Below are 14712 nucleotides of genomic sequence, written 5' to 3' on the forward strand. Positions count from 1 at the left end.
TAAATCGAGAGGTGGCCAACATGAGCAACGAGCAAATCTTGCGGTGGGATGAAATAAAGGAAAGCGCGCAAACGTCATTCTGGGGATACTTGGGCTGTGAGCTCGTTCATGCGGATGAGAAGGAAGTGGTCGTTCGTCTTGACGCGAAGGATCACCATTTGAATATGATGGGCATTGTGAATGGAGGCGTATTATCTTCTCTGCTGGACAATACGATGGGGATTGCCGCCACTGCATATAAGCAGGATCAGAACATTGTGACGGGGAGCTTGAATGTGAACTTTTTGCGTCCAATGAAGCTGGGCATATTGGAAGCTCGAGCGCATGTTACCCATGCAACGAAGCGCGTGCTTACGATTCAAGGGACAATTGTGAACGAGCAAGGTGAGCTCGGTACGATGGCGACAGGAACTTTTCACGTGAGAAGCCCGCGTGCAGGTGGTTGACATTTAGCACCGATTTGTCATAATGACGATAAGCTAACTATCGGATAGCGGGCCTCGGAGAGGGGATGCAATTGGAATTGAAGGCATTAATTGTCATTGATTATACGTATGATTTTGTGATTGGTCGCCTTCCTTGCGGAGATCCAGCCGTACATATCGAGGATCGTGTTGCGGATTTGGTAGAGTCCTTCGCGGCTGCTGGTGATTTTGTTACGATGGCCGTGGATCTGCATGAGGAGCAGGATCCGTACCATCCGGAATCAGCGTTGTTCCCGCCCCATAACATTCGGGGGACTGAAGGGCGGAACCTATACGGTAAAGTAGCCGATGCCTACGAGCGTCATAAATCAGATGTATATTGGATGGATAAGACCAGATACAGCTCATTTTGCGGTACCGATCTAGATATGCAATTGCGAGCTAGACATATTCAAGAGATTCACTTGGTTGGCGTATGTACAGACATCTGCGTGCTTCATACGGCAGTGGATGCTTATAATAAAGGATATAAAATTGTTGTTCATGAGGATGCTGTTGCAACCTTTAACGGGCAAGCTCATGCGTGGGCATTGCAGCACTTCCGCAATTCGCTTGGTGCCCAAATTGTAAGCGGGTACCGCACAGAATAGTTAATTGCCGCATACAGTCTGACTGGTAAACGGTAGAAAGAGAGATGACTTGATGAATACATCAATGGCCTTACACACAGATAAATATCAAATCAATATGATGTATGCGCACTGGAAGAATGGCACACATAATCAGCAGACGGTGTTTGAAGCATTTTTCCGCAAGCTGCCCTTCCATAATGGGTATGCCGTGTTCGCCGGTCTTGAGCGAATTGTTGAGTATATTGAGCATTTGCATTTCACAGAAGAAGACATAGAGTATCTAGGTATGCAGGAAGAGCAATACGAGAAAGCGTTTCTGGAAGAGCTGCGCGCATTCCGTTTTACCGGACAGATTGATGCAGTTCGAGAAGGTACGCTCGTATTCGCCAATGAGCCGCTTATTCGCGTAGAGGGACGTGTGTTCGAAACGCAACTGATTGAGACAGCTCTATTGAACTTCATGAACTTTCAGACATTGATCGCAACCAAGGCTTCGCGCATCAAGCATGTCGCTCCGAACGATATTTTGATGGAATTCGGCACACGCCGGGCCCAAGAGGCAGATGCTGCATTATGGGGCGCGCGTGCAGCTTACTTGGCAGGCTTCCATGCCACTTCAAATATGCTCGCGGGCCGTAGGTTCGGTATTCCGACAAAAGGGACGCATGCTCATGCGTGGGTGCAAAGCTTCGAGAGCGAGGAAGAGGCTTTTCATGCATTCGCTGAAGCGCTGCCTAATCAGGTGACGCTGCTCGTCGATACGTATGATACGCTGCACAGCGGAATTCCGAATGCGATTCAAATTGGTCTTGAGCTGGAGAAAAAAGGGAAGAAGCTACAGGCGATTCGACTCGACAGCGGGGACATTGCGTACTTGTCCATTCAAGCCCGCAAGCTGCTGGATGAGGCCGGTCTGACTGATGTGCAGATTTGTGCATCTAACGATTTGGATGAGTATACGATTTCAGACTTGAAATCACAGGGTGCTCGTGTGGAAATGTGGGGAGTCGGCACACAACTGATTACGGCAGCGGATCAGCCTTCGCTTGGCGGCGTGTACAAGCTTGTATCTCGTGAAGTAAACGGAGAGATGCAGCCAACGATCAAAATTTCTGCGAATCCAGAGAAGGTCACGACGCCAGGCAAGAAGGATGTTTACCGCATCATTCATAAGAAAAAGAAAAAAGCGATCGCTGACTACATTTGCCTCTCTGAAGAGGATGATGTAAAGCGTCGGGCGAAAATTAAGCTGTTTGATCCAATTCACCCATACTTACACAAATATGTGGAGAGTTATGATGCAGAACTGCTGCTTCAGCCTGTATATCGGGACGGCAAGCTTGTATATGAACGCCCGCCTCTGGAGGAGATCCGCAACTACCATAAGGAGCAGCTGCAACTGTTCTGGCCGGAATATTTGCGGAAGACGAACCCAGAGCAGTATCATGTCGATGTGAGCACGAAGGCCTGGGAGCTCAAGCGCGACATGATTGAGGCGCATGTGCAAGAGAAGGAAAAATTGCGTTCATTCCAAATGGATGCTGGAGATTCGGATGAGGATCACGATAAATAATGAACATCGGTGAGTTGGACAAGCTCTGATCATACGAGTTGACTTCCCCGTCTAACGCGAGATTGTGCGAATTTTATGCGGGGATAGGAATCGCTGTCATACTGCAATTGCGGCTATGAAGCGATTTACTTCTGTTAGGCCGTACCATGAGCAAGATCGTTTAACGTTATGAATGATGTACATGCGAAGAGGGAGAGGGAGATAGCATGAGTCAGACGTTTGATGGATCAGTGGAAATGCGAAGCAGTGAGGTATTTACACCACAGCATGGGTTTACACAAGGCATAGAAGGTCCTGCTTGCGATAAGGAAGGCAATTTGTACGCGGTCAATTATGAACGCCAAGGCACTATTGGAAAAGTCACGCCGGCAGGCGAATGCTCTGTGTTTCTGGAGCTTCCCGAGGGATGCATAGGCAATGGTATCCGCTTTAATCGCAGAGGGGAGATGTGCATCGCCGATTATGCAGGACATCATGTGTTCCGATATTCCTTTGTGACGAAGGAGCTGCAAGTGCTTGCACACGATCCAACAATGAATCAGCCGAACGATATTGCAATTATGGCGAATGATATTATATTTGCAAGTGATCCGAAGTGGGCCGATGATTCCGGGCAAATCTGGCGCATCCGTCCAAATGGAGAAATGACATTGTTGGAAACGGGCATGGGAACTACGAACGGCATAGAGGTGAGCTCGGACGAGCGTCTGTTGTATGTTAACGAGTCGGTTCAACGCCGAATATGGGTCTATGATCTTCATGAGGACGGAAGTATTTCGAACAAGCGGCTATTTCATGAGTTTCCGGATTTCGGACTGGATGGGATGCGCTGTGATATAGACGGCAATCTGTACGTTGCTCGCTTTGGCAAAGGGACGGTAGCAGTTCTCGCTCCGGATGGAACTCTGCTCGAAGAGATACGACTCCATGGAAGCAACTGCACAAATGTGACCTTCGGTGGCGAAGATGGATGTACCGTATATGTCACGATGATGGATCAGGGCAATGTCGAGCGATTCCGAGCGAACCGTCCTGGCCGCTGCCGCAGATTGTTCGGACTTGTATAACATCCTAATGTCAAAGAGGAGCCCATTGCAATCGGGCTCCTTTCTCTGCTTCATGCAGGATTTTGGTCTATCCGATGTATGACAGGCCAAGGGGCCGCTATCTCGGGAAAGGAAGACAAAATTATTTCTCGGGAAAGCGCAAAAACGTGCATTTTTCTGCAAGAGTTTACTTTTTTCGACAATCTTCCTCTTACAGGCGTGTAGGCTTGCCCAAAATGGTGCCACGTTCTTGTTGCAATCTGAAGCGGATTGGTGTGGAAATAGCAGGGCGCATCATAATCAGACCGGAAAGGGTGAGCATATGGAATCATCCCATTATACGAATAGAGCGGGTGACAAGCCCGCTCGCTATCCTGGATCAATAACAGATGTACCTGGCATTGCTGTAGGCCATGCACAGGACAATATTGCACTTACGGGCTGTACTGTCATTGTAGCCGAGCAAGGCGCTGTATGCGGCGTCGATGTCCGGGGTTCAGCGCCAGGTACTCGTGAGACGGAGCTTTTGCAGCCGACGGCGCTCGTTCAGCATATACATGCTCTTTGCCTTAGCGGCGGAAGCGCATTTGGACTTGCTGCCGCACAAGGGGTCATGCAGCGGCTGCAGGAGCAGGAGATTGGATTGGATGTAGGCGTTGCGAAGGTGCCAATCGTACCTTCGGCGATTTTATTTGACCTGGCGCTTGGCGATCCCACAGTTGTACCAACTGCAGAGATGGGATATGCGGCTGCAGTGAGCGCTTCATCTGGAATGGTTGCTGAAGGGAATGTTGGTGCGGGAACGGGTGCAACGCTTGGCAAATTCGCGGGCACTGATCGGTCAATGAAAGGCGGATTCGGCACGGCTTCTGTACAATTGCCCAATGGACTGATTGTTGGAGCCGCTGTCGCAGTCAATGCAGTCGGCGAGGTTAGACACCCGAAGAACGGCAGAACACTGGCTGGTGCAAGATCAGATGAAAAGGGGAGCTTTATTGATCCGTTGTCCTTTCTTACCCAATTGGCTAATCCTTTTCAAGGAACGTTGAAGCCGGGTACGAATACGACGATTGCTGCGGTTGCCTGTAACGGTTCATTCACCAAAACCGAAATGACGAAAATTGCTCAAATGGCCCACAATGGATTGGCTCGAACGATTTATCCAGTCCATACGATGTATGATGGGGACACAGTGTTCGCAATGACGACGGGCGGAGTTGAGTCTTCTGTGGATCTTGCAGGGATGTGGGCAGCGGAAGTGCTTGGCTATGCTGTTCATAATGCCATTGTTGCGGCACAATCTGTAGACGGCACGCCATGTTCGCAGGAATGGCTGACTTGATCGATATGTAGAAGGGAATTACAGCATGAAATTCATACGAACAATCATTTGGTTTATTTATTTTTGGCTTTATTTAATTTTTATCATTCCAGGTATGATGAAGGCGAATAGACTGTACAGACAAGGGCGACTTGAAGAGCTGGACGCTTACACAGCCAAACAGGTAGGAAGGTGGGCACGTTCCTTACTGCGTGTAGCTGGAGCGAAAGTCACAGTACGTGGATTGGAACATATTCCGGAAGGCGGTGCAGTCTTTATCGCCAATCATCAAGGGAATTTCGATGTACCGATCATGCTCGGACATATCGGCAAGCCGAAGGCGCTGATGGCTAAAGCGGAGTTAGCCAAGCTGCCCTTCATTCGCGTATGGATGAAATACTTGCGCTGCATTTTCGTGGATCGGAGCAATGTACGCCAGGCGATGAACAGCTTGAATGAAGCAGGCAAGCTTGTAGGGAGCGGGCATCCTATTGTTATTTTCCCTGAAGGAACGCGCAGCAAGGGCGATCAAATCGGGGAGTTCAAAAATGGCGGCTTCCGAGTGGCTACAAAGTCAGGAGTGCCTATTGTGCCGGTTCGTATATCCGGTTCGTACAAGCTGATGGAGGCGAACGGCAATTGGATCCGCCCAGCTCATGTCGAGGTGACGGTTCTTCCAGCCGTTATGACTTCCGCTCTGTCGAAAGAAGAGGCAGCAATGCTGCCAGAGCAAGTGCGCACCATGATCATAAATGCATAATACAGGAAAGGCGCATCTCTTTAGAAGAGTGCGCCTTTTTCATTAGGATGAATCAGAAGCTATTTTGGGAACACCGAAGAGATAGCTTGTTTGAGTACGCTTGCGGAATGGTGCAGCTTCTGCATCTCTTCTTCGGACAAGTGCAGCTCATAAATATCGCGGATACCTTGACGATTGACGACAGCCGGCACCCCGATATAGACATCGTCCAAGCCGTACTGGCCAGTAAGCAGTCCAGATACGGACAATACAGAGTTCTCATTCTTCAGAATGGCCTTCGTCAAGCGAGCCAATCCCATGGCAATTCCGTAGTAAGTTGCACCTTTGCGTTCGATGATATGATAAGCCGCATCACGCACATTGACGAAAATCTCATCCAATTCTTCTTGAGTAGGATTGCCATGTGTCTTGCGATAGTGCTCAAGCGGTTGGCCGCCGATGCTGACATTACTCCACACAGGAAGTTCAGTGTCTCCATGTTCGCCCATGATATAAGCGTGGACGTTGCGCGGATCGACGCCGATCTTTTCACCCAACAAGTAACGAAGGCGTGCTGTATCTAAAATGGTGCCTGAACCGATGACACGGTGCGCAGGCAGACCAGAATATTTCCAGGTTGCATATGTAAGGACATCGACCGGGTTCGTCGCGACGAGGAACAATCCGTCAAAGCCGCTTTCCATAACGGAAGTGACGATCGATTTGAAGATGTTCGCGTTTTTGCCGATCAGATCAAGTCGAGTTTCGCCAGGAGCTTGGTTCGCGCCTGCTGTAATGACAACTAAGTCCGCGTCCTTGCAATCGCTGTAGTCTCCGGCCCAGATGCGCATATTGGATGCGAATGGAAGTCCATGATTCAAGTCCATCGCATCTCCCTCTGCTTTTTTGCGGTTTGCGTCGATGATGACAAGCTCAGCGGCCAAGCCTTGATTGAATAATGCGAATGCGTAGCTAGAGCCTACAAAGCCCGATCCGATCAATGCGACACGGGACACTTTTGTCATTTGAGTCATAATAAGTATTGCCTCCTCTTAAGTAGTAAACGATAAATTCATGTGTTGACCAGCGACAAGAAGCCAGACTAACCACTTAAATTTTAACCATTTTCCGAAAAAATAACCAACCCTAATTTTCATGCTACAAAAAGTACCATTCAGTTTAAAAAAAGAGTGAGAAAAAGGCTTGCATAGGGTGGGGGGGTATAGTATATTAGATACATGAGGTGGTGATACACAAATGTCAAACGAACGTATCGATGAACAAGTCGATGACGTACTGGACGCTGCTTTCGAATCAGATGATGGTTGCTCCTCAATTGAGGATGGGGGGGCATGCCATTCAACAGAAGGCAAGAGGAAGAGCCATCACTCTGACGAAATGAAAAAGAAGCTGATTCACCGATTGAATCGCATTGAAGGTCAAGTGCGGGGCGTGAAATCCATGATTGAACGAGATACTTACTGTGATGATGTACTGAATCAAATCGCATCCATCCAGTCGGCTCTTCATTCTGTTGGAAGATTGCTGCTCGAAGGGCATATGAAGAGTTGTGTCGTTGAGCGCTTGCAAGATGGTGAACCGGAAGTTATTGATGAACTGTTAACAACGATTCATAAATTACTTAAATAATAATGGTTGTTCCAATTTAAAGCAACAGCCGCAAGGGGAGGAAATCGTGATGACAAACGTAACATGGAAAGTAGAAGGCATGACATGCGGGCACTGCAAGCAAGCGGTAGAACGTGCGGTTGAAGGTACAGGAGCTTCAGCTCAAGTTGATTTGGCAGCGAAGCAAGTGACGATATCGTATGATGAGTCCAAGGTGAAGCCAGAACAAATTCGCGAGGCAATTGAGGATCAAGGATACGATGTAGTTTAATAATTAGGGCGCGGCGCTTTCATCCTGCCCGAAATCATTCAACCGAGAATACTCCTTACGAGGAGTTTTCTTTTGGAATTGGATATAGGGTATAGGGGTATATTTATGAGAGTAGGGAGGACTTGACCATGGCAGAAAAGCATACAACGTTGCCGATTGAAGGCATGACCTGTGCTGCGTGTGCAACCCGGATTGAAAAAGGCTTGAAGCGCATGGACGGCATAGAGGAAGCAGCAGTAAATCTGGCTTCTGAACGAGCAGCCGTGCAGTATGACGGCGATGCTGTATCCTTACAGCAGGTTGTAGATAAGATTGAGCATCTGGGGTATAAGGTGCCGGTTGAAACAATGGATTTGCAAATTGAAGGCATGACCTGTGCCGCCTGTTCAACCCGAATTGAAAAGGGGCTGAATCGATTGCCGGGCGTGCAGAGCGCTGCCGTTAACTTGGCGACTGAGACTGCAAAAATAACTTACATTGGATTAAAGCAAGAAGATATTTTGAATAAAATTGCCCAGCTTGGATATACAGGCCGATTGAAGAAGGAAGAGGGTGAAGGGGAACAAGAGTCGCCGACCCAGCGGAATATGCGCCGTCTGCGCAACACATTTCTTGTCTCGGCTATTTTGTCGATTCCGCTTCTATGGTCGATGGTAGGACATTTTTCGTTCACTTCATGGATATGGGTGCCGGAATGGTTCATGCACCCTTGGGTGCAGATGATTCTAGCTGCGCCGGTTCAATTTATCATTGGTGCACGGTTCTATGTGGGGGCGTACAAAGCGCTTCGCAGCGGCAGTGCCAATATGGATGTGCTGGTTGCTCTCGGCACGACTTCTGCGTATGTGTACAGTGTGTATTTGGCGTGGCAATGGCAAATCGGCCAACTTCATCATCCTGAAATGTACTTTGAAACGAGCGCTGTGCTCATTACCCTTATTCTGCTTGGAAAATGGCTGGAGGCTTCTGCGAAAGGGCGCTCCTCTCAGGCAATTCGCGCTCTCATGGGACTTCGTGCTAAAACGGCAACGGTTGTGCGCAATGGCGAACAAGTAGAAGTGCCAGTGGAAGATGTGGCGAGTGGAGACATCGTACTCGTTCGTCCAGGCGAGAAGGTTCCAGTAGATGGAGTTGTCGTTAGTGGTACTTCAACCGTAGATGAGTCCATGCTGACTGGGGAAAGTGTTCCTGTGGAGAAGCAGGCTGGGGATAATGTGTATGGTGCTACAGTGAATGCGCAAGGCGCTTTCACGATGCAAGCGACTCAGATAGGCTCCGAAACGGCTCTGTCGCAAATTATTAAAATCGTCGAGGAAGCACAGGGATCCAAGGCTCCTATTCAGCGGATTGCGGATAAAATTTCAGGCATTTTCGTACCGATCGTCGTTGGGATTGCAGTTCTTGTGTTTTTGCTATGGTACTTCGCAGTTGAGCCCGGGAACTTCGGTATCGCCTTATCTCGTACCATCGCTGTGCTCGTCATTGCTTGTCCATGCGCATTAGGTCTGGCTACACCAACTTCTATCATGGCTGGTACGGGTCGTGCGGCCGAATATGGTGTTCTATTCCGTGGAGGCGAACACTTAGAGGGAGCTTATCGAGTTCAGACTGTTGTGCTCGATAAGACGGGTACCGTAACAGAAGGGGCGCCTTCGCTTACCGATGTTGTGCTTCCTGATGTGAATGAAGAGGAGAAGGCAGAGCTCTTGACCCTGCTTGCATCTGCCGAAAAGCAGTCTGAGCATCCGCTTGCGCAAGCGATTGTGAAGGGACTGTCCGAGCAAGGAATTAGTACGGTTGAGCCGACTTCATTCCGCGCTGAGCCTGGATATGGCATAGAGGCTCAAGTAAATGGGCAATCCATCATTGTCGGGACGCGCAGATGGATGGAGAAGAACGGAATCGTAAGCAGTAACGCGGAAGCAGCACTGCAGGAGATGGAACAGTCAGGCAAGACGGCGATGTTGATTGCGGTTGATGGCAAGTGGAGAGGGATTGTTGCTGTAGCTGATCAGGTGAAGGCTTCCTCGAAGCAGGCGATTGAGCGGCTCCATCAGATGGGGATTCGCGTAGTGATGATGACAGGGGACAACATTCGAACAGCGAAAGCCATCGCTTCACAAGTCGGGATTGATGATGTATTTGCAGAGGTGCTGCCTGAACAAAAAGCGCAGCATGTTCGTGAGCTGCAGCAGGACGGCACAGTCGTTGCCATGGTAGGCGATGGCATCAACGACGCACCTGCGCTTGCCGCGGCTGACATTGGCTTCGCTATCGGTACAGGGACGGATGTAGCAATGGAGACAGCAGGTGTAACTTTGATGCGCGGCGACTTGAACGGGATTGCTGATGCGATGGAGATGAGCCGCCGGACGATGCGCAATATTAAGCAAAACTTGTTCTGGGCGCTTATTTACAATACGCTCGGCATTCCGATTGCAGCATCCGGTCTGCTTGCTCCATGGCTTGCAGGCGCGGCCATGGCGTTCAGTTCAGTCTCGGTCGTGCTCAATGCGCTTCGTCTTCAGCGGATCAAGCTGTAATTTCAAGGAGAGGCTTTTCTGAGCTATGGTGGATGAATGCCGACAACGGACATGTGTTGTATGCTCAACATCTGCGTAATGCGGACAGTCGGAAAAAGGCGCAGACCATATTCGTACCAACAACTTTGGTGTTAACAAATGATATATGCGCGTGGTATGATCATAAATGATGATAGGTTGGATTAAGGAGGTCTGAGCATGCAATTACGCGTTACAGCGAAGGCAGTCGAGCGTTTTTTGGCCGATTGGGGATTTACAGCAGGAGATCAAGTGCGCATCTTTGTGCGCTACAGCGGATTCAGTGCTTCAGGGCCTTATTCATTCGGCATCATGAAAGACAGTCCGCAATATCCAGCAGTGACGGAAGTCGTGAACGGCATTACGTTCTTTATGGAGCAAAATGATGTATGGTTCTTGGATAATCGCGAATTGACGCTGGATGAGAAGGACGAAGATATTGTTTTCGTACATGAAGGGATGGTCATCTAGCATATCACCCCATCAATGATCGTTAGGCGAGCCGTGAGGCTCGCCTATTGTGTATGTAAGGGGAGCTTATGTACAAATGAAGCGGGCGGGGTTAGGATTTTTTTCGAATAGAAACTGAGAAAAAATTCTTGTCAATCGCTCTGGTTAGATATATAATCGTTCTCAATTGGAAGATGTGTGAAAGCGGCTTTCAATGTAATTGAATATGGGAAACAGGTGCTTCGGGTAACGTCGGAGCTTAATAGGGAAGCCGGTTGGAAATCCGGCGCGGTCCCGCCACTGTGACAGTTGAGGTATTGCGAGAGAGCCACTGGTTTGTAAGGAATCGGGAAGGCTGCAATGGCCAATGAAGCTGAAGCCAGGAGACCTGCCTGTTTTGACAACACTGTTCGTACCTACGGGAGATAGGGAAGTGTTCGTAAGCATGGATATCGTCATTTCGATTCCTCTTAGCATGAGGTGTTTTTTGCTAATGAGCCGGAAGGAACGATCTATTCCATTATGCCTTCATGGACGTTTACGAGACATTTCTGTTATGGGACAGGAATGTCTTTTTTTGCATATTAAGGATGTAATGAATGCACAAGGCGATCCATAAACGTCTCATAAGGTGGAGTAGTGAGTTCGACTGCAATTCTAATTCCGTGTTAAGCGATAGAAATTGTCCAATTAATCCCGTACGGCAAAATTACGCATGAGAGGGGCAGTATGATGACAGCCAATTCAATCAAGACAAGCACAGCAGGTTACCCTCGGATCGGATACGACCGGGAATGGAAAAAGGCATTGGAGCAGTATTGGGCAGGCAACAGCTCTGCGGAGCAATTGGAGGATGAGCTGGAACGCATCAATGACGTTCGCCTGAAGACGATGCAAGAGGCAGGTATTGATCTGATTCCGGTCAATGATTACACCTGGTATGATCATGTGCTTGATATGACTGCTACTTTCGGATTGATTCCTTCACGGTTCTCCTACAATGGAGGTGAAGTAAGCGCGGATTTGCTGTTCGCATTGGCTCGAGGCACACAGGATGCCGTCGCTTGCGAGATGACGAAGTGGTTCAACACGAACTATCACTACATTGTGCCAGAGTGGGAGGGCAAGGCTCCGCAATTGACGGTCAACCGCCCGCTGCAAGCATATCGCAGGGCTAAGCAAGCCCATGGCATTGAAGGAAAGCCAGTCATCATCGGCCCCTATACGTATGTCCGCTTTATTAAAGGGATTAAACCGGAAGAACGCTTGAATGTACTTCGTCAATTCGCTGGAGTATATGGACAGCTCTTGAGTGAATTGGAGCAGGAAGGCGTGAAGACCGTTCAATTGGATGAGCCGGCATTCGTTCTGGAGATGCCGCACGAACATTGGCCGGCAGTGCAGGAAATATATGCTGAGCTTCGCAAGGCGGCTCCAAGCTTGTCGCTATGGGTGCAAACATACTTCGATGCAGTATCAGATTACGAATCGTTCGTGTCGCTTCCGGTAGATACGCTCGGTCTTGATTTTGTTCATGATAAAGGTAGAAATGAAGCAGCACTGCGTAAATTTGGATTCCCAGAACAGAAGCAGCTTGCCATCGGTATCATTGATGGCCGTAATATTTGGCGTACGGATCTAGCCGCAGCAGCGGCTTGGCTCGAATCGGTGGAAGGTATTGTCCCGAGGGAGCGCTGGATCGTACAGCCATCATGCAGCCTGCTGCATGTACCGTTGACTGCGAAGCGGGAGATTGAATTGCCAGCCCCTGTTAGAGAAGCCTTGGCGTTCGCAGACGAGAAGCTGGAGGAGACTGCTGCGCTTGCTCGTCATTTCTCAAGCCCAAGCGAGGAGACTCGCGCAGTGCTCACAGACAGCGGCGCTCGCGTTCAAGCTTGGCGCAATGAGCCTTCGAGACAGCGTCCGCAAGTGGTTCAGGCTTTGGAGGAGCTGCTTCGGACAGAAAAAGAAAAAGGAATTGAACGCCTTCCATTTGAAGAGCGCAAGGAGCTGCATCGTAAGCGCTGGCCTTCCTTGCCGCTGCTGCCGACAACAACGATCGGAAGTATGCCGCAAACTGCGGATATTCGCCGCGCTCGCCTTCGTTTCCGCAAGGGCGAATGGGATGCAAAGACATACGAAACGTATTTAGAAGATGAAATGACACGATGGATCCGCATTCAAGAAGAGATCGGAATTGACGTTCTGGTGCATGGCGAGTTCGAACGGACAGATATGGTCGAATATTTCGGTGAAAAGTTAGATGGGTTCGCATTTACAAAGTTTGGATGGGTTCAATCCTATGGTTCGCGCTGTGTGAAACCGCCAGTGTTGTATGGAGATGTTGCGTTTACAGAGGCAATGACAGTGAAGGAAACGGCATTTGCTCAATCCTTGACTTCTCATCCGGTTAAAGGGATGCTTACTGGCCCAGTCACAATCTTGAACTGGTCTTTTGTCCGCGATGATATCCCGCGTGAGCAAGCTGCGTTCCAACTGGCCTATGCGCTTCGCCAAGAGATTGCTGCGCTGGAGAAAGCCGGAATCGGCATGATCCAGGTCGATGAGCCGGCGGTGAAGGAAGGCATGCCGCTGAAGGCAGAGGATGCTGTTTATTACACCGATTGGGCGGTATTGGCGTTCCGCCTTGCCACCTGCGGAGCAGCGCCGGAAACGCAAGTGCATACGCATATGTGCTATTGTGATTTCTCCGATATGGTTGACACAATCCGCAAGATGGATGCGGACGTCATTTCACTTGAAACGGCACGAAGCGGCGGCGATATGATTGGAACGCTGGAGAAGCAAAGCTATGAGCTTGGCATCGGACTTGGCGTCTATGACATTCACAGTCCCCGCGTCCCAGCGGTGGAAGAGATTGATCGAATCATCGAACAGGCACTGCGCGTGCTTCCAGTAGAGACGTTCTGGATTAACCCGGACTGTGGTCTGAAAACTCGCCGCGAGCCTGAAACAGTAGCAGCATTGCGCAACATGGTAGAAGCAACGAAGCTTGCTCGTGCCCGTCATGCAGCGGCCGTATCAACTGAAGCATAAGCTTGTTCATTACCACTCCCCGCAACATGCAATTATACCTCAATAGGATCATTTAAGTAGGAAAGGGTCATCTCTCGCAATCATCGTGATTGCCATGCAGGGATGGCCCTTCTTTCTTAAAGTGGAGTGGAATAAGAAAGGTTAAAATTTGAAATATGCAATAGATGGCATATGGACAACTTGATTTCTGGACATGAGTAAAGGAGAACGAAAATGGTTATTTATACGTAAAGGATGTCGAGATATAAGGATATATCAAATGAAGAAAAGATATGGTATAATAGGGATGTAAGCGGATACATATCTCCTGCTTCCATCTTCCCGTACCCTACTTCCGGAAGCAGAAAGGTGGGATCTGATATGCGTTGGATTACACAATGGTTCAAACGGAACAAACAGGTTTCTCCATCGGTACGTAAAAGGGTGCACGTGACTGTGGAGGATGTGCGCAGAGCGGTGCTTCAATACGAAAAAGATATGCCGAATGAAATCAAACGCACAACACTGATGCTAGCAGATCACAGCATTGATTTGAAGCGTCTGCGCCGTTACTTGGGCGGGGAATCGGATCAGAAATTTTATATGTCCCAATATACGTACGAAATATTTGATGAGAAAGACAAGCATATTCCGATATATCTCGATATGGTGCAGGCTGCGGTGGATGATTATTTGGATGAACATGATGATCTTCCCGTACTCTCGGGCACGCGCAATCGCCAAGTTCATTATGACTTGCTCGTGCAGCGCCACTATTTAAAAGAGAAGCCGCCAATCTCGCTTTACTTAACGACCGAGCAATTTTTGCTGACACATGAAGAGGATTGGCATAAAACGCAAGGAGCCCTCAACTGAGGCTCAAACTGTATAGGGGAACAAGAGCTTGCCTCCTATGATGGGAGATAAGCTCTTTTTGTTTATTTTCCAGTTAAAATTCTGGGGCGATTAGTGGTATCCTATTAGATGGAATGTCTTCGTTATTTATAGTCGAATGATGAGCGAGGTGCG

Annotated in this window: 13 protein-coding genes and 1 riboswitch; of the genes, 12 read left to right on the forward strand and 1 reads right to left on the reverse strand. The window is 48.9% G+C overall.

Going from position 1 to position 14712, the window contains the following annotated elements; all coding sequences use genetic code 11:
- The first annotated feature begins 20 nt into the window (after window positions 1–20).
- The 6 genes from ACQ5BJ_RS10660 to ACQ5BJ_RS10685 all read left to right on the forward strand — a co-directional run bounded on the left by ACQ5BJ_RS10660 (window position 21) and on the right by ACQ5BJ_RS10685 (window position 5757).
- On the forward strand, window positions 21–446 hold the full coding sequence (locus ACQ5BJ_RS10660) for a PaaI family thioesterase (protein WP_005550478.1): 426 nt from the start codon (window positions 21–23) through the stop codon (window positions 444–446).
- Window positions 447–523: 77 nt separating this feature from the next.
- The gene (locus ACQ5BJ_RS10665; RefSeq protein WP_197267583.1) at window positions 524–1075 is read left to right on the forward strand and encodes a cysteine hydrolase family protein; all 552 of its coding nucleotides are present in this window, start codon (window positions 524–526) and stop codon (window positions 1073–1075) included.
- A 52-nt stretch (window positions 1076–1127) separates the two neighbouring features.
- On the forward strand, window positions 1128–2630 hold the full coding sequence (locus ACQ5BJ_RS10670; protein ID WP_412071104.1) for a nicotinate phosphoribosyltransferase: 1503 nt from the start codon (window positions 1128–1130) through the stop codon (window positions 2628–2630).
- A gap of 206 nt (window positions 2631–2836) precedes the next feature.
- The gene (locus tag ACQ5BJ_RS10675; protein ID WP_005550473.1) at window positions 2837–3697 is read left to right on the forward strand and encodes an SMP-30/gluconolactonase/LRE family protein; all 861 of its coding nucleotides are present in this window, start codon (window positions 2837–2839) and stop codon (window positions 3695–3697) included.
- Between the two features lie 301 nt (window positions 3698–3998).
- Window positions 3999–5018 carry a P1 family peptidase gene (locus ACQ5BJ_RS10680; RefSeq protein ID WP_268623159.1) on the forward strand — a complete coding sequence of 340 codons (1020 nt, stop codon included), beginning with the start codon at window positions 3999–4001 and terminating at the stop codon, window positions 5016–5018.
- 25 nt (window positions 5019–5043) lie between these two features.
- Window positions 5044–5757 carry a lysophospholipid acyltransferase family protein gene (locus ACQ5BJ_RS10685; RefSeq protein WP_289355057.1) on the forward strand — a complete coding sequence of 238 codons (714 nt, stop codon included), beginning with the start codon at window positions 5044–5046 and terminating at the stop codon, window positions 5755–5757.
- Between the two features lie 59 nt (window positions 5758–5816).
- Here the strand turns inward: ACQ5BJ_RS10685 and ACQ5BJ_RS10690 are convergent, their stop codons facing one another.
- Window positions 5817–6770, reverse strand: coding sequence for an L-lactate dehydrogenase (locus ACQ5BJ_RS10690; RefSeq protein ID WP_005550466.1), 954 nt, complete (start codon window positions 6768–6770; stop codon window positions 5817–5819).
- Window positions 6771–6993: 223 nt separating this feature from the next.
- Here ACQ5BJ_RS10690 and ACQ5BJ_RS10695 point away from each other — a divergent pair, with 223 nt between their 5' ends.
- The 6 genes from ACQ5BJ_RS10695 to ACQ5BJ_RS10720 all read left to right on the forward strand — a co-directional run bounded on the left by ACQ5BJ_RS10695 (window position 6994) and on the right by ACQ5BJ_RS10720 (window position 14559).
- Window positions 6994–7386 carry a metal-sensitive transcriptional regulator gene (locus ACQ5BJ_RS10695; RefSeq protein WP_005550465.1) on the forward strand — a complete coding sequence of 131 codons (393 nt, stop codon included), beginning with the start codon at window positions 6994–6996 and terminating at the stop codon, window positions 7384–7386.
- Between the two features lie 49 nt (window positions 7387–7435).
- Window positions 7436–7636, forward strand: a complete 201-nt coding sequence (locus ACQ5BJ_RS10700) for a cation transporter (protein ID WP_005550463.1) — start codon at window positions 7436–7438, stop codon at window positions 7634–7636.
- Window positions 7637–7764: 128 nt separating this feature from the next.
- A complete protein-coding gene (locus tag ACQ5BJ_RS10705) occupies window positions 7765–10179 on the forward strand; it encodes a heavy metal translocating P-type ATPase (RefSeq protein ID WP_005550462.1) in 2415 nt (804 codons plus the stop codon).
- A 198-nt stretch (window positions 10180–10377) separates the two neighbouring features.
- Window positions 10378–10668, forward strand: a complete 291-nt coding sequence (locus ACQ5BJ_RS10710) for a HesB/YadR/YfhF family protein (RefSeq protein ID WP_005550460.1) — start codon at window positions 10378–10380, stop codon at window positions 10666–10668.
- 197 nt (window positions 10669–10865) lie between these two features.
- A riboswitch (cobalamin riboswitch) is annotated at window positions 10866–11057 on the forward strand.
- 322 nt (window positions 11058–11379) lie between these two features.
- The gene (metE, locus tag ACQ5BJ_RS10715; protein ID WP_005550458.1) at window positions 11380–13704 is read left to right on the forward strand and encodes a 5-methyltetrahydropteroyltriglutamate--homocysteine S-methyltransferase; all 2325 of its coding nucleotides are present in this window, start codon (window positions 11380–11382) and stop codon (window positions 13702–13704) included.
- Between the two features lie 360 nt (window positions 13705–14064).
- A complete protein-coding gene (locus tag ACQ5BJ_RS10720; RefSeq protein WP_005550456.1) occupies window positions 14065–14559 on the forward strand; it encodes a DUF3939 domain-containing protein in 495 nt (164 codons plus the stop codon).
- The last annotated feature ends 153 nt before the right edge of the window (window positions 14560–14712 follow it).

It is taken from the genome of Paenibacillus sp. B1-35 (genome assembly GCF_050474385.1).
Taxonomy (GTDB): domain Bacteria; phylum Bacillota; class Bacilli; order Paenibacillales; family Paenibacillaceae; genus Paenibacillus_B; species Paenibacillus_B alvei.

What these genes read in the sequence shown, in the direction of transcription:
- ACQ5BJ_RS10660 (WP_005550478.1), top strand. Translation starts at nt 21, where the DNA reads ATGAGCAACGAGCAAATCTTGCGGTGGGATGAAATAAAGGAAAGCGCG.
- ACQ5BJ_RS10670 (WP_412071104.1), top strand. Translation starts at nt 1,128, where the DNA reads ATGAATACATCAATGGCCTTACACACAGATAAATATCAAATCAATATG.
- ACQ5BJ_RS10675 (WP_005550473.1), top strand. Translation starts at nt 2,837, where the DNA reads ATGAGTCAGACGTTTGATGGATCAGTGGAAATGCGAAGCAGTGAGGTA.
- ACQ5BJ_RS10680 (WP_268623159.1), top strand. Translation starts at nt 3,999, where the DNA reads ATGGAATCATCCCATTATACGAATAGAGCGGGTGACAAGCCCGCTCGC.
- ACQ5BJ_RS10685 (WP_289355057.1), top strand. Translation starts at nt 5,044, where the DNA reads ATGAAATTCATACGAACAATCATTTGGTTTATTTATTTTTGGCTTTAT.
- ACQ5BJ_RS10690 (WP_005550466.1), bottom strand. Translation starts at nt 6,770, where the DNA reads ATGACTCAAATGACAAAAGTGTCCCGTGTCGCATTGATCGGATCGGGC.
- ACQ5BJ_RS10695 (WP_005550465.1), top strand. Translation starts at nt 6,994, where the DNA reads ATGTCAAACGAACGTATCGATGAACAAGTCGATGACGTACTGGACGCT.
- ACQ5BJ_RS10700 (WP_005550463.1), top strand. Translation starts at nt 7,436, where the DNA reads ATGACAAACGTAACATGGAAAGTAGAAGGCATGACATGCGGGCACTGC.
- ACQ5BJ_RS10705 (WP_005550462.1), top strand. Translation starts at nt 7,765, where the DNA reads ATGGCAGAAAAGCATACAACGTTGCCGATTGAAGGCATGACCTGTGCT.
- ACQ5BJ_RS10710 (WP_005550460.1), top strand. Translation starts at nt 10,378, where the DNA reads ATGCAATTACGCGTTACAGCGAAGGCAGTCGAGCGTTTTTTGGCCGAT.
- metE (WP_005550458.1), top strand. Translation starts at nt 11,380, where the DNA reads ATGACAGCCAATTCAATCAAGACAAGCACAGCAGGTTACCCTCGGATC.
- ACQ5BJ_RS10720 (WP_005550456.1), top strand. Translation starts at nt 14,065, where the DNA reads ATGCGTTGGATTACACAATGGTTCAAACGGAACAAACAGGTTTCTCCA.